16 protein-coding genes are annotated in these 18,517 nt (G+C 44.4%); 8 read left to right on the top strand and 8 right to left on the bottom strand.

The genetic code is table 11. From position 1 onward, the window contains the following. The first annotated feature begins 26 nt into the window (after window positions 1–26). From LQZ07_RS12320 to LQZ07_RS12330, 3 genes are all read left to right on the top strand, one after another. On the top strand, window positions 27–1,109 hold the full coding sequence (locus tag LQZ07_RS12320) for an efflux RND transporter periplasmic adaptor subunit (protein WP_152782693.1): 1,083 nt from the start codon (window positions 27–29) through the stop codon (window positions 1,107–1,109). A gap of 1 nt (window position 1,110) precedes the next feature. Then, the gene (locus tag LQZ07_RS12325) at window positions 1,111–4,266 is read left to right on the top strand and encodes an efflux RND transporter permease subunit (RefSeq protein WP_152782695.1); all 3,156 of its coding nucleotides are present in this window, start codon (window positions 1,111–1,113) and stop codon (window positions 4,264–4,266) included. Window positions 4,267–4,428: 162 nt separating this feature from the next. Further along, on the top strand, window positions 4,429–4,890 hold the full coding sequence (locus tag LQZ07_RS12330; protein WP_227981374.1) for a hypothetical protein: 462 nt from the start codon (window positions 4,429–4,431) through the stop codon (window positions 4,888–4,890). 51 nt (window positions 4,891–4,941) lie between these two features. Here LQZ07_RS12330 and LQZ07_RS12335 read toward each other — a convergent pair whose 3' ends face one another. After that, entirely contained in the window at window positions 4,942–5,571 is a 630-nt protein-coding gene (locus LQZ07_RS12335; RefSeq protein ID WP_152782699.1) for an MBL fold metallo-hydrolase, read from the bottom strand. A gap of 135 nt (window positions 5,572–5,706) precedes the next feature. Here LQZ07_RS12335 and LQZ07_RS12340 point away from each other — a divergent pair, with 135 nt between their 5' ends. Then, a complete protein-coding gene (locus tag LQZ07_RS12340; protein ID WP_152782701.1) occupies window positions 5,707–6,123 on the top strand; it encodes a CBS domain-containing protein in 417 nt (138 codons plus the stop codon). Next, window positions 6,123–7,559 (top strand): cobyric acid synthase, encoded by a 1,437-nt coding sequence (locus LQZ07_RS12345; protein ID WP_227981376.1) that lies wholly within the window; start codon window positions 6,123–6,125, stop codon window positions 7,557–7,559. Before LQZ07_RS12340 ends, LQZ07_RS12345 begins: the two co-directional genes overlap by 1 nt. Here LQZ07_RS12345 and LQZ07_RS12350 read toward each other — a convergent pair. Then, window positions 7,556–8,518, bottom strand: a complete 963-nt coding sequence (locus tag LQZ07_RS12350; RefSeq protein WP_016403046.1) for a TAXI family TRAP transporter solute-binding subunit — start codon at window positions 8,516–8,518, stop codon at window positions 7,556–7,558. The two genes, LQZ07_RS12345 and LQZ07_RS12350, sit on opposite strands and share 4 nt — an antisense overlap. A gap of 291 nt (window positions 8,519–8,809) precedes the next feature. On the opposite strand from LQZ07_RS12350, the gene LQZ07_RS12355 reads away from it, so the two are divergent. Both LQZ07_RS12355 and LQZ07_RS12360 read left to right on the top strand, forming a co-directional pair. Beyond that, on the top strand, window positions 8,810–9,571 hold the full coding sequence (locus tag LQZ07_RS12355; RefSeq protein ID WP_152782703.1) for a copper homeostasis protein CutC: 762 nt from the start codon (window positions 8,810–8,812) through the stop codon (window positions 9,569–9,571). A gap of 1 nt (window position 9,572) precedes the next feature. Beyond that, window positions 9,573–11,417 carry a glycerophosphodiester phosphodiesterase family protein gene (locus LQZ07_RS12360; RefSeq protein ID WP_152782706.1) on the top strand — a complete coding sequence of 615 codons (1,845 nt, stop codon included), beginning with the start codon at window positions 9,573–9,575 and terminating at the stop codon, window positions 11,415–11,417. A gap of 23 nt (window positions 11,418–11,440) precedes the next feature. Here the strand turns inward: LQZ07_RS12360 and LQZ07_RS12365 are convergent, their stop codons facing one another. The 6 genes from LQZ07_RS12365 to LQZ07_RS12390 are packed head-to-tail and all read right to left on the bottom strand — an operon-like array spanning window position 11,441 to window position 15,801. Further along, window positions 11,441–11,728 carry a TfoX/Sxy family DNA transformation protein gene (locus LQZ07_RS12365; protein WP_152782708.1) on the bottom strand — a complete coding sequence of 96 codons (288 nt, stop codon included), beginning with the start codon at window positions 11,726–11,728 and terminating at the stop codon, window positions 11,441–11,443. A gap of 22 nt (window positions 11,729–11,750) precedes the next feature. Next, complete coding sequence (locus LQZ07_RS12370) at window positions 11,751–12,704, bottom strand: biotin-dependent carboxyltransferase family protein (RefSeq protein WP_194164134.1); 954 nt, start codon at window positions 12,702–12,704, stop codon at window positions 11,751–11,753. Continuing rightward, a complete protein-coding gene (locus LQZ07_RS12375; RefSeq protein WP_152782714.1) occupies window positions 12,697–13,359 on the bottom strand; it encodes an allophanate hydrolase subunit 1 in 663 nt (220 codons plus the stop codon). The genes LQZ07_RS12370 and LQZ07_RS12375 overlap by 8 nt, the downstream gene beginning before the upstream one ends. 5 nt (window positions 13,360–13,364) lie before the next feature. After that, complete coding sequence (locus LQZ07_RS12380) at window positions 13,365–14,108, bottom strand: 5-oxoprolinase subunit PxpA (protein ID WP_152782717.1); 744 nt, start codon at window positions 14,106–14,108, stop codon at window positions 13,365–13,367. A gap of 9 nt (window positions 14,109–14,117) precedes the next feature. Then, window positions 14,118–15,020, bottom strand: a complete 903-nt coding sequence (locus LQZ07_RS12385) for a LysR family transcriptional regulator (RefSeq protein ID WP_016403038.1) — start codon at window positions 15,018–15,020, stop codon at window positions 14,118–14,120. Between the two features lie 19 nt (window positions 15,021–15,039). Then, window positions 15,040–15,801, bottom strand: coding sequence for a YciK family oxidoreductase (locus tag LQZ07_RS12390; protein ID WP_152782720.1), 762 nt, complete (start codon window positions 15,799–15,801; stop codon window positions 15,040–15,042). Window positions 15,802–15,951: 150 nt separating this feature from the next. Here LQZ07_RS12390 and LQZ07_RS12395 point away from each other — a divergent pair, with 150 nt between their 5' ends. Beyond that, window positions 15,952–18,408, top strand: coding sequence for a VolA/Pla-1 family phospholipase (locus tag LQZ07_RS12395; RefSeq protein ID WP_152782723.1), 2,457 nt, complete (start codon window positions 15,952–15,954; stop codon window positions 18,406–18,408). Window positions 18,409–18,517 lie beyond the last annotated feature (109 nt).

Here is an 18,517-nt window from a genome sequence, read left to right on the forward strand (position 1 = left end):
GACAAAACAACGAATAAGGGCAAAACATGAAAATAAGACTAGTTAGTTTGTTATTGGCCAGTGTATTTATCAGTGCTTGCGAAACATCTAACACATCAGATGCTAAGCCAAGTCAAACCACTGCTACTGTTGCCGTAGATCTCGCTAACGCTGCTCAACAGCAACTTACCTTTGAAGAAGTGTACACAACCACAGTATTGGCAAATGAAGAAGTGAGGGTGATATCCAGAGTTACCTCAACTTTACTTGATAAGCACTTTCAAGCTGGGGATTTTGTCGAACAAGGCCAATTATTATTTAGTCTAGACCCCTTGGAATTTGAGCTTAACCTAGCCAGTTTGCAAGCTAATTTGGTTAACGTTTCCGCCAAATACAATTCTGCACTTAAAAGCCTACAACGCGCTAAGCAACTAGGCGATGCCATCTCTAAACAAGAACTAGAAGATATCGAAACTAAGTTTTTGGTTAATCAAGCCAGCCTTAAAGCCATTGCCAAGCAAGTAGACGATGCAGAGCTTTTGTTAAGCAGAACCGAGATTAAAGCTACCCGCTCTGGGCGTATTAGCCAAACTCAATTTAGCCCTGGCGATACGGTTGGGGTAGGCCAAGTGTTAGCTTCTATCGTTGATGACAGCAACTTTAAAGTCACTGTGAGTATTGATGAGAAAACAGTTTTAAAAGCTATTCAGCAATACCGCGATGGTAGCTCTCAGTTTGAAGTATTGGCGAGATTTTTAGATGGCAGTAAATACCCATTGGCTGGTGAACTTGATTTTATCGACAATCAAATTAACCCGGCTACTGGCGCACTAGCAGTAGGTTTTAAATTTGCCAATGACGACAGTGTATTTGTTGGCCAATTTGTTGAAGTGGTATTGCGTGAAATGAAACAAGCGATTGTGATCCCCAGCAGAGCATTAGTGCAGACCGCTAATGGGCCTGCTGTTTATAGGGTAAGCGGAGGCAAGGCAAAACTGCAGCCAGTAGAGCTGGGCTTTCAGTTGGGTAATCAAACTGAAGTATTAACGGGCTTAGAAGATGGCAATGTTGTGGTCTCTAGAGGCCAGCAAAAGCTAAGTGATGGCCGCCTAGTAAGACAGCGAGGTTAGTATGGTTAAGTTCTTTATTTCGCGCCCTAAAACCGCCATCGTTCTATCGGTGATCATGAGCGTGTTAGGCGCCTTAGCGGCTTACACCATGCCAGTAGGGCAGTATCCCGATGTTGCGCCGCCTATGATTAACGTATTCACCCAATACAACGGCGCTAACTCTAGTGTAGTGAACGATACCGTTGCTTCGGTAATAGAGAAAGAAGTGAACGGGGTTGAAGGAATGATTTACATGAAATCAACTTCTTCCAATGACGGTTCATACAATTTAAACGTAACCTTTGAGACTGGTTTTGACGCAGACAGAGCGGCTACCTTGGTACAAAATCGGGTAAATGCGGCTCAGCCCTTACTACCCGATGAGGTTAAGCGCAGTGGTATTTATGTAGAAAAGCTGAGCCCTTCGATGCTAATGATTGCAAGCCTAAACTCTCAGACCGGTGCTCACGACACCTTGGAGTTAAGCTATTACTTAACTGGCATTGTGCGAGAAACTTTATCCAGAATTAAAGGCGTAAGTAAAGTAACGCCCCTAGGTGAAAAAGAATATGCCATGCGAGTATGGCTTGAGCCAGAGCGTTTACAGGCCTTAGATTTAACTGTTAATGACATCTCTGCTGCTATTGCCGATCAAAATGCTGTGCGTGGCGCGGGTAGTGTAGGCGCCGAGCCGGTAACCGGAAATAATGATTGGCAATATACTGTGCAAGTTCGAGGGCGACTAGCTAATGAACAAGCCTTTGGTAACATTCGAGTTAAAGCCTATCCCGATGGCACTTTAGTACGCTTAAAAGATGTTGCTCGTATTGAGCTGGGCGCGCAAAAGTATTTGGTCGATACCTATCTAAACAACCAAGAATCGGTTGCTATGATGATCTACCAAGATCCAACTGCCAACGCCATGCAAGTTGCCGAAGATGTACGAGCCGCAATGGCTAAGCTTGAGCAAAGCTTGCCAAATGGCATGGTGTTTTCCTTGCCTTATGATGCTACCGAATTTATCGATGTTTCCATCTACAACGTACAAGAAACACTGGTTATTGCTTTAATCCTAGTGACCTTGGTGACCTATTTATTCTTGCAAACTTGGCAAGCTACGTTGATTCCTGCGATTGCCATTCCTGTTTCCCTTATAGCAACGTTTGCAGTGATGAAAGCATTTGGTTCAACCATTAATACCATTAGTTTATTTGGATTAGTGTTAGCCATTGGTGTGGTGGTTGATGCCGCCATCGTGGTGATTGAAAACGTAGAGCGCTTGCTGCACGAAACCACTAAACCAGTGAAAGAGTGTGTAGAAATAGCCATGAAGGAAGTGATTGGTCCTTGTATTGCCGCAGCTGCTGTGCTGTTAGCGGTGTTTGGTCCAACGCTTGTAATGCCAGGCATGGTGGGGATTATTTATGCTGAATTTGGCATCGCCATTTCAGTTTCTGTAGTTATCTCCACCTTGGTTGCGATGACCTTAACGCCAGCACTATGCGTGATGCTAATGAATCGCGATCTTAAACCAAACCGTTTCTTTCAAGCATTTAACCGCGGTTTTGAACGTTTTACCGAATTGTTTGGCAAAGGCGTTGCAGTATTGTGTCGTCGAGTAGGTATTGCGGTGTTGTTGTTCGCGGTGTTTTTGGGAGCTAGCGCTTATTTAGGTGCTAGTTTACCCGGTGGTTTTTTACCCGATGAAGACCAAGGAACCTTTTTTGCGGTGGTTGATTTACCGGAAGGGGCTGCGCTTAATCGCACGCGCGACATGACTAAGTTATTGGTGGAGTCATTAGCAGATGATCCCGATATTGAGATGGCGTTTTCTGCCGCTGGTTACAACTTATTAAACGAGTCGAGTAACTCAAACTCTGCTTTGTTGGTGTTTAGTCTAAAACACTGGGACCAGCGCTCAGATAAGCAACAACATCAAGATCAGGTTATTGCACGAGTACAAGCTGCCATTGATGCTTTACCGGAAGGAGTGGGTTTTGCCTTTGGCTTACCGGCCATTCCTGCGCTAGGTATGGTGAATGGTTTTGAATTTGTGCTTAAAGATGAAATGGGCAAGGGACCAGAAAAAACTGCTGAGGTACTCGAACAGCTACTCGAAAAAGCTAATCAGCGTGAAGAGATTGCCTCGGCCTTTTCTACTTTTAGCATCAGTATGCCTAACTTGTACCTCGACATTAACGAAGAGCGGGCTGCTGCTATGGGTGTTGCCTTTGGTGACATAGTAAATACCCTTAACGTGCAATACGGTGGAAGTTACATTAACGACTTTACTAAAGGTGGAAGAAACTACCGGGTAATGCTGCAGGCCGAAGCAGACTCTAGACAACAAATCGATGATTTATCGAATCTTTATGTTCGTTCTAGCCAAGGCGAGATGGTGCGATTAAGCAACTTGGTTTCGGTTCGTACGGTGCTTAATCCTAGTTCTTTGGTTCGCTACAACGTATCAGGCAGCACCACAATTAATGGTATTACCATGCCAAGTTACAGCTCAGGTCAAGCCATTGCAGCAATGGAACAGCTTGCTAATGAGGTTTTACCTACAGGGTTTAGTTATGAATGGACCGGCTTAACCTTACAAGAACAGCAAGCAGGTAACGCTAGCCTCATTGCGTTTGCTTTTGCCATGTTATTCACTTACTTGTTTTTAGTTGCTCAGTATGAATCTTGGTTAACGCCATTAGCTATTTTGCTAGCAGTACCCACTGCGGTATTTGGTGTTTTGTCAGCGGTGTTACTTAGCGGTACAACCATCAACCTGTACTCGCAAATCGCCATTATGCTGCTTATAGGTATGGCAAGCCGTAACGCTATTCTTATTGTGGAGTTTGCTAAGCAATTACGAGAGCAAAAGGGTTATAGCATTGTAGAAGCGGGCGTTGCAGCAGCTAAATTGCGTTTTCGTGCTGTGTTGATGACAGCATTCTCCTTCATACTAGGCGTAGTGCCGTTAATGCTAGCATCTTCTGCAGGGGCTGCAGCGATGCAAGCAATTGGTATGGCGTCGTTTGGTGGAATGCTGGCAGCTACGGTGCTTGGTTGTTTGTTTGTTCCAGCATTTTTTGTGTTGTTCCAAACTTTACGCGAGCGTTTTTCTAGCAAAAAACAACCAGAGCCTGAGTTACTAATTGCTACTTTCCCAGCAAGCAATGACTAGTTAAATCCGCAGACTGTTATATACATTTGCCCAACTATTGAAAAATAGTTGGGCTTTGCTGAAATGGAAGCTAGTGAAGGTAGGTCTCTGATTGGCAAGAATAAACACTAAGGTGCTTAATTCGACTACGCTTAAACAAGATCCTAAATCATGGAGTTAGCTTTGAAAAAGCACATCCCACTCATTCTATCTATTTACGTCGCTTTTGTATTTTTACAATCTCTGTTCTTTAAGTTTGCTGGTTGGTTTGGCAGTCCTGCAGATATTACCGTGTACATATTTGACACTGTGGGACAGTGGTTACGAGATGGTTTAGGACTTAATCTTATTGGCGATCTGTTTGGCCAATACGGTGAAACAGTGATTGGATTAGCAGAGTTAGTAGCCAGCATTTTAATTTTGCGTAAAGCTACTCGTTTCTATGGCGCATTGATTGGCTTAGGGGTTATGTCTGGCGCGATATTTTTTCACTTTTTTACCCCGCTTGGGCTATTTCCTTACACCGATTTAAGCTGCTTACAGGATGGTTGCCCCAGAGAATACCCACTGTTTTTTATGGCCATAGGAGTGTGGTTAAGTTGCGCATATTTGTTGTATCGAGACAGAAGCAAAATATTGGGTTAAACGGAATAAAATTAAGTTATAAAAAAGGCACCTAGTTAGGTGCCTTTTTTGTTAACGGGCGTAACCGTTAAATTCTTTTTCGTGCCCTATGCTCGACATGGGACCATGTCCGGGTAAAAACTGATAGGCATCATCCAGCGTATAAAGTTGAGTTTTGATGGCGTTGATCAGAGTAGGGTGATCGCCCTTGGGGAAATCGGTTCGTCCAATCGAACCGTTAAACAATACGTCTCCCACAATAGCCAATTGATTGTCGTGGTCGACAAACACCACGTGACCAGGCGTATGGCCGGGGCAATGGCGTACTTCTAACTTTAATTCACCAACTTCAATCACATCACCATGCTCTAACCATCGGTCAGGGGTAAAGCTAGCAACCTCAGGAAAGCCGAACATTTGGCATTGCATTGCCATTTTGCTGATCCAGAAATCATCATCTTTATGTGGACCAATCAGCGGTACTTGGTAGCGCTGCTGAATAATGCTGCTAGCGCCTACGTGGTCCAGGTGGCCATGGGTGAGCAAGATTTTGGTGACCTCTACGCCAGCTTTATCTACCGCCGCTTGAATCAATTGTGGATCGCCACCAGGATCGACAATCGCAGCTTGTTTGCTTTTATCACACCAGATAAGGGTGCAATTTTGTTGAAATGGAGTAACGGGAATTATTTGGTAAGCCATCTTTGTTAACTCTTATTGATTACAAGCCTAGTGTACGGATGTAGATGAAATTTTCTATAGTTTGTAATAACTAAGCCACCAATTAAAGTGGCTTATGTTTATAATGGAATTAAGCCCAACAGATTGGAGAATCACTTGAATATCAAAGATATTATGCAAACTCGAGTTGTTACCATAGGCATGGATCAGCGGTTATTCGATATAAAAGACATTTTTGATAATGTGAGTTTTCATCACTTAGTGGTACTTGATGATGAAGACGCCGTGGTTGGCGTTCTTACTGAATCAGATTTGTTAGCCTCACTCAGCCCTTATTTGGGAAAAGCAGCTGAAAGCCAACGTGACGTGCATACCTTAACCCAGCGAGTTCACCATGTGATGACTCGCCAGCCTTTGTGTTGTGACGCCAATACCAGCATTAGCGATGCTGGCCGTAACTTAGTGGACAAAGGCATTAGCTGTTTGCCGGTGATTGATGAGCACAATAAGTTGCTGGGGCTTGTGACTTGGCGCGATGTATTAGCCTGTTTGTTAGTGAACAACGATAATTAATGCAAAACACTACCATGAACCAATCTCCAATCATGTTTATGGGCTGCACCAGCGATGCGGGTAAATCCTTGGTATGCGCACTGGTTTGTCGCCATTTAACCAACCTTGGTAGCAACGTTACGCCGTTTAAAGCACAGAACATGAGTAACAATGCCGCGGTGACTCAAGAAGGCGGAGAAATTGGCCGCGCTCAATATCTTCAGGCAATAGCTGCCAAGCAAACGCCCAGCATAGATATGAACCCGGTGTTGTTAAAACCACATAGCGATAAAGGCGCTCAGGTGGTGGTGAATGGCGAAGTTAGCCATGAGCTGTTAGCGAAAGATTGGCACCAACGAAAATCGGTACTTTGGCCTGCAGTAACCGCTAGCTTGGCTCGCTTGCAACAGGGTTTCTCTCAACTTGTTATTGAAGGAGCTGGAAGTCCCGCTGAAGTTAATTTACGTAAAAGTGATATCGTAAATATGGAAGTAGCCTTGCATTGTAACGCATCGGTTTATCTTATTGCTGATATCGACCGCGGCGGAGCTTACGCGCACCTACTAGGAACATGGATGTGTTTAAGTGCAGAAGAGCAGAGCCTTGTTAAAGGTTTTGTGCTAAACAAGTTTCGAGGTGAACAGGCTTTATTACACGATGCCAATGTGTGGTTAGAAGAAAAAACCGGTATACCAATAGTGGCAGTGATCCCATGGACTGAGCATCAATTACCAGAAGAAGATAACTTTTTTCACCGAAGCGTTTGGCAAGCTAATTGTCTGAACATTGCCTTAATTGTTTACCCCTATGCCAGCAACTTAGATGAGTTTGATCCTTTGGTGTATCAACCCGGGGTTAATGTTGTGCCAATGCGTGACAACCAAGACCTAGGCCATTTTGACGCCATTATCTTACCTGGCTCTAAACACGTTGCTGCTAGCCGAAAGCATTTAGCAAAAACAGGTTTAGACAAGCAAATTATTAAGGCGGCTAAACAAGGCGTTCGGGTAACGGGCATTTGTGGTGGTTTACAGATTTTGGGTGAACGTAACCTAGATCCTAGTTCTGTAGAAGGTGAAACGTTTGATGGTTTAGCCTTGCTGCCACTAACTACTGTTTATTCAAATGTGAAAACGACGATTCAACGAAGCATTAACTACTGTGATGAAACAATAGCTTGTTATGAAATTCATCATGGGCAAACCCAATGTTCAGTTCAGGTAGATAGCTTTGTTGAACAAGCAACGGGGTGGCAGCTAAATAATGTTCAAGGCTCTTATCTGCATGATTTGTTAACTAATCGAAAGGTGTGCCAAGACTGGCTAGAAAGCCTTGGTTGGCAAGGGCAATGCGAAGACTGGAATCAGGTCGTAGACAATGAATTAGACAGGCTATGTGACAAGTTGGACTTGCCACTTAGCCAGATATCGGAGCATGCTGGGATCGCTAAGGCTTAGTTTACCCAACCTTGTTCACGATAATAACGTAGCGCACCAGGGTGAAGTGGAGCGCTTAGGTTGGTATTTATCATTTGCTCTACGTTCAGCTCCGAAAGAGCCGGGTGCAGAGAGCGCAGGGTATTCAAGTTTTCAAATATCGCTGCAACAAAGTTATAAACCGTTTGCTCCGAGAGTTGTTTATCGGCCACTAGCGTTGCACTTACGCCAATTGACGATACATCGTTTGGATTTCCGTGGTAAGTACCACCTTTAATGGTTACTGGGGAGAAGTATTCGTACTTTTCTGCCAGCGCCATAATGGTCTTTTTCGACAAACTCAATAAGTTTGACTCACACATAGTGGTAGCACGGGTTATCGAAGTATTCGGGTGGCCAACAACATAAATAATGGCATCGGTTTTCTTACCACAAAGAGCGCGACTTTGTTCGTCTGGTTTAAGGTTGGTAATTTTAGAGAAGTCGGACTCTTGCCAGTTTAACTGCTGCATAACCACTTGCATGGTGGAATATTGACCAGAGCCCACCGGGCCAAGGTTTAGAGCATGGCCTTTAAGCTCATCAATTTGGCTAACATTTAGATCGGCGTTAACCAATACAGTTAAGGCTTCTGAATAGAGTGATAGCAGTGAACGTAATTCACTATAAGCACCTTGTTCAGTGAATTCACCAGCGCCTTGGTAGGCTTGCCAATGAACGTCTGATTGAACAATGGCTAAATCAATGTCGCCGGCTTTTAGCGCTTCTATGTTATCACTAGAACCACCCGAGCTTTCGGCGGTACAACTTAATTTTCGGTGTTCGTTGCTTTGTTCAAGAAGTCGGCATAATGCATTGCCAGTTGGGTAGTAAACACCACTTACGTTGCCAGTGCCTACAAATAAGTATTCATTGCTATGCGCCAAGTTTGCGTTGATCGCTAGTGCAGCAGTCAACAAATATAGAGAAAATCGTGTCATTGTTTCACCCGAAAATGTCTTCTTTCCTTAGAATAACTTAGCCAATATACACAGTTATTTAGTAAAACGCTTGTTTGGGCGACTAAGTTGTGAGCTGGAAAACCTTCGATTTTTCTTGTTGTTAATCTATTCAGGGGCAAAAGTGACTGGCGTTAGAGTAAAAGGACAGTTATTTTGGCTGATTATTTTTGATCTAGTTAAACAAAGCGCCGTTTATGTTTCGCATAGTGACTCGTTGCTAAACAATAATCCGTTATAATCAAGCAAGTATTTTTTAAAGTGGTTACTTGTTTGGCTTCTTCAGACCCTTCTGGTTATACGCTGGAAATTTGTTGTTATAGTGAAAATGACATTATTAGTGCCATCAAAGGTGGTGCTACGCGCATAGAGTTATGTGCAGGACAGCGTGATGGAGGTACTACACCGAGTTACGGCGCACTGCTGCAAGCCCGCCAATATCTGCCAAAAATTGACATTGTGGTTATGATTCGCCCACGTGGTGGAGACTTTTGTTATAGCCACAGTGAACTACAACAAATGGTCGAAGACATTAAGCTAGTTAAGCAACTAGGGTTTAACGGTGTAGTGTTTGGTGCGTTAACTCACCAAGCTACTGTTGATCTTGATGCCTGCAAGAGACTTATTGCTGCTTCTACTAATTTAGCTAGCACTTTTCATCGCGCTTTTGATTGCACCGCTAATCCTACAGTTGCAGCAACGCAACTTAGCGAATTAGGCATAAATAGGGTGTTGAGCTCAGGACAACAGAATTACATCGAGCAGGGATTACCATTGCTAATTGCCTTACAGCAACAACATCAAGATATCGAATGGATAGTGGCTGGGGGCGTTCGTGCTCACAACTTAGCTATGCTAAAAAAGCAGGGAATAAAGCATTTTCATAGTGCCTCCTCGGAGCCTTTGTTAAGCCAGTTTGATACTCGTTATGCTTTAGCAATGGCTGCTGATAAGGATCCACAATTAGAACTACAACGTGCCCAAGTTTCTCAACGAGAAGTGAGCTCCATGGCCTTAGCTCTAGAGCGTAATTAATATGTTGCCAAACTTACTGCATCGTATTCGCCATTTTGTTTATTACTTAGCTAGCTCATTAAAAAATCGCGGCATAGCCATGTTTGGTGCTTATCTGTTAGTACAAGCTAGCTGGCTCGCCATATTTGCGCCTTTGTCGATAGTGGTGAGTGAAGCGTTGATGTCTTGGTATGGGCTAAAGGGAGTTGCCAATCAAGAGCTATTGGCTTTCTTCTTGTCGCCCAGCGGCTATTTGTTCGCTATATGGCTAGTCGCGATGGCCTTATTCAACTTTTTCTTGCAGCAGGGTGCTTTAACCTTGTTGCTTGCTCAGCACGAAGTGAACAAACGTTCGGTGTCGCAGGCGATTCGTTTATTGGTTAATCGTGCTTGGACAATCGCTAGGTTAGCGTTTTTACAATCTGCCTTGCTGATTAGCATCAGCTGTACGCTGTTGTTTATTGGCCGTTGGTTGTTTGGCTTAATGTTAGCCGACTGGGACATTAACTATTATCTAGACCAGCAACGAAATCAGCTTTGGTTTTATTTTGCCGCCTTAAGTATTGGCGGCTTACCTTTAGCTGTTTGGCTTGGCGCTAAATGGCTTAACTGGTGGTTTGCCTTGCCATTTTGCATGTTGCAGAAAAAGCCGCTGCTTTCTCAGCTCAAAGATTCGACCCAATTAAGCATTGGCCAACGTAAGTTAATTTTGTGTTTGAACCTTGCTTGGTTTGCATTACGCACCTCTGTATTTATTGCGGTGATCGCTGGCTTTATTTGGTTACTTCGCATTAGTTTAAATTGGTGGGCGCCTGAAGACGTCACTCCCATAGTATTATTTCTTTTCAGTGCAACAGTGCTGGCGGGTGGCTCTGTTCTTAGCTTTTTAGACACTTGGCTGTACGCAAGTATTCAGTTCTATCTATTTAAAGTATTGCTAAAACAACACAAAGAAAGCGTAAGCAAACAGCACCAACAGGTTCTTAATGAAAATCATCGCGTTCACTTAGGCTTGCGCCTGATGTTTATTGCTGTTTTGTTGTTGGGCGCTAGTGAAATGAAAGAGGAAATTGGCGCCTTTAGTCAGCGTTTTAGCGAGCCAAGCTCAATGCTGGTGATGGGGCATCGGGCTGGAGGTTGGTTGGCTTTAGAAAACAGTTTAGAAGGCTTACAAAAGTCGATAAACCTGGAACTGCCGGTGACCGAGATTGATGTGCAGTTAACCGCTGATGGTCAAATTGCTGTGGTTCACGATCGCGATTTACGCCGTTTAACGGGAAGTAATTTGGTGGTGCCAGAAAGCTCATTTGCACAAATTCAACAGGCCTTTGTGGACGCAGGGTTTAGCCAACCGCAGGCCTTACCTTACTGGTTAGAAAAGAGCGCCAACAAGATTACCTTAAACATTGAACTAAAACGCTACAACAATTCTTTAGCCCTGGTTCCGGCTCTACTAGAGTCTTTAAAAGAATATCCATACCCGGTCATCATAAGTAGTTTAGACATTGAACTGCTTGAAGAACTAAAGCTGCAAATAAGCGGTACCGAATTGGCAAATAGGATTAGCACTGCCTTTATTGCAGCAGCCAGTTTTGGTGAGTCGGCGGTTCAACAAAATGTTGATATGTTGATTGTGAACCAGCAATGGGTGAACGCTTGGCGACTTTTTAGCGCCCAGCAGCGTGGCCAAGAAGTACATGTTTGGACAGTTAACAATGCTGCAGACGTTGAGCGACTTTATTATTTACGGGTAAATGGGGTGGTTACAGATTCGCCAATAATGGCTTTAGAAACCTTGGAACGGCTTAACGGTTTAAGCGACGTTGATCATATCGTAAATAGTTTGCGCTATTGGTTAGCGCTTTAAATTCGGTAGAGTATAAATTCAGCTTACTTAGGAGCTAGGTCTAGTTCGTCTAGCTTGAACAAAATCTCAGTTTTATGCTGTTGTTTAATCTCTTGCCAATGGCGATCTTCTCTTGCGCCAATTATTGCGTAGATAGAATTTAAACCAGTGCCTTTTACTTGGGCTTTTAAACGCCCGTAGAGTTGGTAAGGATCGATGGCCATAAAGTCTTCGACGGAGTGAATATCTACCTCTGCCAATATTTCTTCGCTGCGTGGACCAAAGCCTTTTAAGTCCCTTAGTCGCTTTGGTTTAGCTGGTGAACTGCTCATAATAGTTAGTCTTTAAGCTGGCTTAGTTGAAGAAGTTTTCAAAAGTTAGCCAGCGCTGTCGTTGTTCCTGAGCACTGCTTAAGTAAAAGCTTATGCTTTGCTTTGGATGCCGCTGATTTAAAGCAAACAAGTCTAGCCGAGAGACACAACCCAGTTTGGGGTAACCACCAATGGTTTGCCTATCAACAGACAGAATTATCGGCAAGCCATTGGGTGGGATTTGCACAGCGCCTAAAGCTATTGCCTCTGATTCTTTAGCTTGGGGAACATTGTCTATAGCCGTGCCTTTTAATCTCAACCCCATGCGGTCGCTTAACTCGCTGAGTTGATATTCCTGTTGCAAAATCTGTTGTCGTTGTTGAGGACTAAATGCGTGGAATTGATAACCTGGAATAAGCGCGAGTTTTAAGTGTTCTTTATAGTTTGGAATAAACTGATACGGTGTTTGTTGCACTGGAGTGGAGGCAAGCTGTTTAGCACTTTTTATACAATAATGGAGTTTGTCATTTTGCTTTAAAGCCCGCCCGTTAAAGGGGCCTAAGGCTTGCTTCGGTGAACTGCTTACACTATTTAGCTCGCTTTCGAGTACAAAGCCGCCTTGTATCGCCAAATAAGCTCTTAGCCCCGAGCGACTAGCACCTATGTGTAAAGTTTGACCGGCTTCCACATCAATACTTTGCCAGGTGGCAATTGGTTTGTTGTTTGCTTGATTTATCTCCACGCTAAGCGGTACAGCTGCGCCACATACCGCAATTTGGCAGGCTTGCTCAAAATGCAGCTTAGCGCCACCATAGGTGATTTCTAGGGCAGGGCTGTTAACGGGATTTGCTAACAAGCGGTTAGCCCAATTAAAGGCGTGCTTGTCTGCAGGACCACCTGGGCTAACGCCAATGTGCTGAAAGCCAATACGTCCTTGGTCAGCAACTAACATCTGCGGACCGCTGCGAAGCACCGTGAGTGAGGCTGCTTTAGTCACTGCTGTCTCCGTAACTGAGAAATTCTTCATAACTGAGCTCTATAAAACGCACTTGATCACCTACCGTTAACGGGCACATAGGATCGAGGTGTTTATCAAATAGCTTTATGGGGCTTTGGCCAATGATGTGCCAGCCACCGGGGCTGTCGCTGGGATATACTGCACTCATATCTTCGGCAATTGCTAGGCTGCCAGCTGGTACTTTGCTTACGGGAGTGGACTTGCGAGGCAGTTTTAGCTGTGGGTTTAGTCCGCTTAAGTAAGTAAAGCCAGGCATAAAGCCAATCATCTTTACTTTATAAACACTTTGTTTATGCAGCTCAATAACTTGATTAACACTGAGTTGAAGTTGCTGAGCGACTGCTGTTAAATCGGGCGCCAACTGTTCTACGTAGCAAACTGGAATATCAAAAATTTGGTGACTAGAACGTTTACTTAATTGCACCTCAAACTGCTGAACAGCTATGCCTATCGATTCGAACTGCGTTTGGCTATTGCCGATGCAAAGTAAAGTATCGCTGGCCACGATAATATCAGTGATGTTAGCAAGCCGGTGTTTCAGAAAATCTGCTAAATCAGGCAGTGCTTGGCAGTGTGCTGCTGATTGGCTGCTTACTAGTACGCTATCTTCGTTAACATAATTGATGCAGTACATACTGATTAGTCTTTCTTTGAGCGTTGGATTTGCTGCTTGATGGCTTGAACCAGCTTAACTGCTGCTTGATTGTCGCCATGAACACAAAGGGTATCGGTCTCTACTTCCAATAAGCTGTCGTCAGCGCAGCGTAAGCTTTGTTGGGTGAGTAACAAATCTACCTGTTCCAATATATGTTCTTTAGTGGAGAGTACCGCTCCAGTTTGACAACGTGCTTGTAAACTCCCATCGCTTAAGTAGCGTCTATCACAAAAGGCTTCTTTGATTAGCGATAGTTGGTATTTTTCTGCTAGTTCGCTGATAAAGCCATGGCATTGGGTGGCATGTACCATTAGCTGAGGAGCCTTATTGAGGCCGGCTAGCGCTTTGCATACTGCTTCGAATATTGCCGGCTGTTTATGCATGTCGTTATATAAAGCGCCATGTGGTTTTACATAACTTAAGTTAAGCTCATGAAACTGGCATAAAGCATCTAAAGCCCCTATTTGCGTGAGCAGTAGGTGGGTGAGCTCATCAGCTTGATATGGGATAGAACGCCGGCCAAAGCCAGCTATGTCTGCGTAACTTGGATGCGCGCCTATTGTGACAGCATGTTGCTTGGCTAGCGCTAAGGTACGACTCATTACATTGGGATCAGAAGCATGCCCACCACAAGCAATATTAGCGAGATCAATATGGGGCATGAGCTGCTCATCAACCCCCATTTCCCATACGCCGAAACTTTCTCCCATATCGCAATTTAGTAACATCTACCTTCCTTAACGTAGCGTTTTACAATGTTGAATCAGCAGCTTTGAAAAATGCTGGCCGGCTGGGCCTAGCAGTTCTGGGCGTGGCACTACTAGGTAGGTAACCAATGACTTGGCCGCACCGCCACTTACATTAAGTTCAACCAGACTGTCATCTTCGAAATGCGGTTGAGCGATATGTAGCGGCAGCCATGCAAAGCCTAAACCCTGCTTAAGTACTTCTACTACGCGATGAAAACTACTAAATGTCCAGCGCTGTTCGGCGCGTAACCAACCTCTATCTTGTTGAGGGTTTTTACCTGTATCACGGATCACTAGTTGGACGTGTTGTATCACTTCGTCTATCGAGACAGGCTGTGGCATTTTAGCCAAAGGATGATTGCGATGAACAACTGGAACTAAGGTGACAACACCGAGGCGTTCACCCAAAACACCCTTAGGCAAGTGAGCTGTGATCACCAAGTCAAATTCACCTTCAGCTATTGCATCATCAGCGCCACTTACTACGGTATCAATAACTTCGACTCGAGTGCCTCTGCTTTCCGGTAAAAAGGCTTTAAGTGCTTTAATAACAGGAGCCTGAGGCTGAATGATTTCACAAGCTAAGCTTAATTGTGGTTCCCAACCTTGCTCTAGACTTGCAGCGAGTAATTCTAGCTCTTGGATATTTTGGCTAAGCAATTTACTGCGTCTTAGCATTACTTCGCCCATTGGGGTTAAGTAGGCTTTGCGACCTTTCACTTCAAGCAGCTGAATGCCAAGTAAATTTTGTAACTTACTGACAGCGTGGTTCAGTGAGGATTGGCTTTTGTTTAACTGACTGGCGGCTTGTGCGTAGCCACCATAATCCACAACGGCCTGAAAAATTCGCCACTGCTCTAAGGTGCTTTTGGCGCGAAATGGCTTGCTCATCGTTCGCTATCCTAACTAGTTACTTAGGTTGCGCATCTAAGCTAGTGCCTGTTACCCCAATGCTAGCGTCACTCATTAGGTATAAGTAATTAGGCATAATATCGAGCGGGGTTTTTAGTGTTTTTGGATCTTCGCCGGGATATGCGGTTGCGCGCATTAAAGTACGGGTTGCACCTGGGTTTATACAATTACTGCGTAAACCGGTTTTATCAAATTCGTCTGCAATGACCTGCGACATACCTTCTATCGCAAATTTAGACACCGAATAACCACCCCAATAAGCACGGCCTTTTTTACCGACACTTGAAGAAGTGAAAACCAAAGAGGCATGGTCACTTTTAAGCATTAACGGAACTAAAGCTTGGCTAAGTAAGAACTGTGATTTTACATTTACCTGAATAAGTTGATCCCAAAGATCTTCTTCTATTTGCACGTATTGGCTTAACACCCCCAAATGCGCCGCATTAAGAAGGGCGCCATCTAATCTGCCAAATTGGTTTTCGATGGTGGCCGCCATATCAAGATAGTTTTGTTGAGTCGCACCTTTTAAATCAAGGGGAATAATGGCTGGTTGTGGTGCGCCCAAGGCTTCAATTTCATCATATACAGCTTCAAGCTTTTTAACTGTTCTTCCTAGCAAGATCACTGTTGCACCGCATTGTGCAAAGGATAGAGCGGCTTGGCGGCCAATGCCGTCGCCTGCTCCAGTTACTAGGATGACTTTGTTTTGTAGCTCATCACTAGCTGCTTGGAAGTGTTGAGGAGAGGTTTCCGTGCTCATTTTTCGTTCCTGTAGATGTGCGTTGGTGCACAAATATTTGATTAACAATTAAACAAGTGTTTAACGCCTGGTTAGGCCTGTTGCAAAAATGTAAACAAATGTTTAAGGTTTCTTTGAAGAAACATACTATAAAAAAAGGAATTAGCTAATATGCGTCTGTCCCGAATAGCTACAGCAGTCACTCTATTTGCATCAGTTACTATAGCGGGTTGTGGTAGTAGCAACTCGCCATTTGATTTTGGTAATGATATCACGCCAAATGAGCCAAACTCAGTAAAAATTCGCTTCAATCCTCTTACTGGTGATGTATCTACACCAAATAACTTGTTGTTTAACGGTAGCTTAGACGGGACGATTAACCTACCAAGTGAAGCCGCTATTGCGCTTACTCAGCAGTATCAAGATATCACCAACGTATTAGGAGCCTTAGACGGTTGGCAAACCAGTGTGCCGTTTTCAATTCCTTTAGCCTACGGCGATGATGACGCTGAATACAATGAAGAAATTGATACAAAGTTAGATGCAAGTTCTTTCCCAGCTGGCGTGTTGTTATACAAAGTACGCGCTTCCGGTTTTACAGATACTTGTGCTGACGTTACCGAAAATGGTGGCAGTTTTGTGGCAGGGCAAACTTGCCGCGTTGATGAGCAGCTTGTTTACGGTGAAGACTACATTGCTACCTTTAGTGATGGCAGCTTAATTGTAACTCCTTTAGTACCGTTTGCTCCTGCTACGTCTTATATGGTGGCAATAACCGATCAACTATTAGATGAAAATGGTCGAGGTGTTGCCGCCGGTGAGGCCTACCAGTTATTGAGTTCTCCAATCACTGCCGATGATGATGCTACGTTGCAAAGCCTAAAAGGCTTAACAGCGTTTAATAATGGCTTGTTGGCCGCTGAAGGTGTAACTGCAAATGTAAGTTATTCAGCAGTGTTTACCACTCAATCGGTAGGAAGTGTGTTAACGACTCTGCAACAGATTTATGGTGGTATGGCACTAAACAACCTATTGCCAATGAGTGCTCTTGTTGATACGGGCACTACAGCGCAAGACGTAGCCAATGCTGCTCTTGGTACTAGCCAACCAGGCTTTGTGGCAGCTAAATACTTTAAGTCTACCTTGGCAGTGCCTTACTATTTATCAGACCTTGATAATCCTGATCTTACTGGTGCGGATGTAAATAAATGGGCACAAGCTAAGACAGATAGCCCGGTAGCTATTTTGCAATTGCTGCAAACCAATGCGGATTTTGCTGACCAAGGCAGTGCAACAAGTTTTTGGGCCCAGGCCGGCGCAAAAGGTTTTGACGTTGCTACATTTGGTGGTTTAGTGGCAGGCGGTGATACAACAACCGCTGGTCAAATGCTTGCTCAGGCAGATTTAGCTGGACTTACCTATATGCAAGACGGTGAAGCGATGCCAGTTGACTCACATCGCCATCTTACGGCTTATAACCCTGTTCCAGAAACTAAAAGCACCGCGTTTTTAGACTTAGATATTTATTTACCTGACGAAACCTTAACTGGCAATGCCATGCCAGCCGAAGGCTGGCCAGTAGTGATCTTCCAACATGGTATTGGGTCGGTTAAAGAAACCGCAGCGGCCATTGCTGCTAGCTATGCAGCGCAAGGTTACGCAGTTTTGGCTATGGATTTGCCTTATCACGGTAGTCGAGGTTTGGATTTGACCGGTGATGGTAATGCAGAAATCAGTGCCAATGACGATCCTCAAGTATTCGCCAACTTGGGTAGCTTTTTAAGCATTCGAGAAAATCTACGTCAATCAACAGCTGATTTACTTGCGGTGCGAGCAGCCTTGCAAGCTGCTGGTGCGCCTGCTGAACTTGACGGCAGCAAAGTACATTATGCTGGTCAGTCTCTAGGTGCAATTGTCGGTGTTGGTCCAGCATCGGTTGCTGATACAGTAAACGTAAGCGGTTTTGACATTGATTACAGCCTACAAAGTGTTTCGCTTAGCGCACCTGCTGGCGGTTTAGCTGGAGTGTTCCAGTACTCACCTAGTTTTGGTCCTATCGTAGAAGCAGGTTTGAAATCTAATCCCGGTTACTTAGCGCTAGTTGCTGCTGGCCTTGGCTTTGAAGACAATGACACAGCAACAGCCTTAGAGCAGTTTGCGGTATATCAAGCCACTTACCCAGAAGCAGCGCAGCTGGTGATCGACTCTAATTATCCTGCATTTGCGTCTATTTTTGGGTCGTTAGCGCAAACAGTGGTAGATGGAGTAGACCCACTTAACTACGCGCAATCTGGTTTTGCTATGCCAGTACTAGTGCATGAAATTGTGGGTGACGGTAGTGAAGGTAGCGGTGATCAAGTTATTCCAAATAGCCTTGCAACACTGCCCTTAGTTGGCACTGAGCCGCTGATTGCTTCAATGGGTCTAGAGGGTACCGAAGTTACCTCGGCAGGTAGTTATGCAGTGCGCTTTAGCCAAGGCTCGCATAGCTCACTGATTTCGCCTGCAGCTAGTTTGGCTGCTACGGTTGAAATGCAAACCCAGTTTGTGAGTTATGCAGTAAGTGCTGATGCTGGAAATGCTAGTGTTGTGGTAAGTGATAGTTCGGTAATTGCTCCGGCTCAATAAGCACTAAGTTATCGGTTATAAGGCCTGCATCGCGCAGGCCTTTTTTGTTACTTGGTTCGGTGTGCAAGCTATGGTACTAATAGCAGCTCGAAAATATGAGGGCAGAAGT

Source organism: Agarivorans sp. B2Z047 (genome assembly GCF_023373605.1).
In the GTDB taxonomy this organism is placed as follows: domain Bacteria; phylum Pseudomonadota; class Gammaproteobacteria; order Enterobacterales; family Celerinatantimonadaceae; genus Agarivorans; species Agarivorans albus.

What these genes read in the sequence shown, in the direction of transcription:
- LQZ07_RS12320 (WP_152782693.1), top strand. Translation starts at nt 27, where the DNA reads ATGAAAATAAGACTAGTTAGTTTGTTATTGGCCAGTGTATTTATCAGT.
- LQZ07_RS12325 (WP_152782695.1), top strand. Translation starts at nt 1,111, where the DNA reads ATGGTTAAGTTCTTTATTTCGCGCCCTAAAACCGCCATCGTTCTATCG.
- LQZ07_RS12335 (WP_152782699.1), bottom strand. Translation starts at nt 5,571, where the DNA reads ATGGCTTACCAAATAATTCCCGTTACTCCATTTCAACAAAATTGCACC.
- LQZ07_RS12345 (WP_227981376.1), top strand. Translation starts at nt 6,123, where the DNA reads ATGCAAAACACTACCATGAACCAATCTCCAATCATGTTTATGGGCTGC.
- LQZ07_RS12350 (WP_016403046.1), bottom strand. Translation starts at nt 8,518, where the DNA reads ATGACACGATTTTCTCTATATTTGTTGACTGCTGCACTAGCGATCAAC.
- LQZ07_RS12360 (WP_152782706.1), top strand. Translation starts at nt 9,573, where the DNA reads ATGTTGCCAAACTTACTGCATCGTATTCGCCATTTTGTTTATTACTTA.
- LQZ07_RS12365 (WP_152782708.1), bottom strand. Translation starts at nt 11,728, where the DNA reads ATGAGCAGTTCACCAGCTAAACCAAAGCGACTAAGGGACTTAAAAGGC.
- LQZ07_RS12375 (WP_152782714.1), bottom strand. Translation starts at nt 13,359, where the DNA reads ATGTACTGCATCAATTATGTTAACGAAGATAGCGTACTAGTAAGCAGC.
- LQZ07_RS12380 (WP_152782717.1), bottom strand. Translation starts at nt 14,108, where the DNA reads ATGTTACTAAATTGCGATATGGGAGAAAGTTTCGGCGTATGGGAAATG.
- LQZ07_RS12385 (WP_016403038.1), bottom strand. Translation starts at nt 15,020, where the DNA reads ATGAGCAAGCCATTTCGCGCCAAAAGCACCTTAGAGCAGTGGCGAATT.
- LQZ07_RS12390 (WP_152782720.1), bottom strand. Translation starts at nt 15,801, where the DNA reads ATGAGCACGGAAACCTCTCCTCAACACTTCCAAGCAGCTAGTGATGAG.
- LQZ07_RS12395 (WP_152782723.1), top strand. Translation starts at nt 15,952, where the DNA reads ATGCGTCTGTCCCGAATAGCTACAGCAGTCACTCTATTTGCATCAGTT.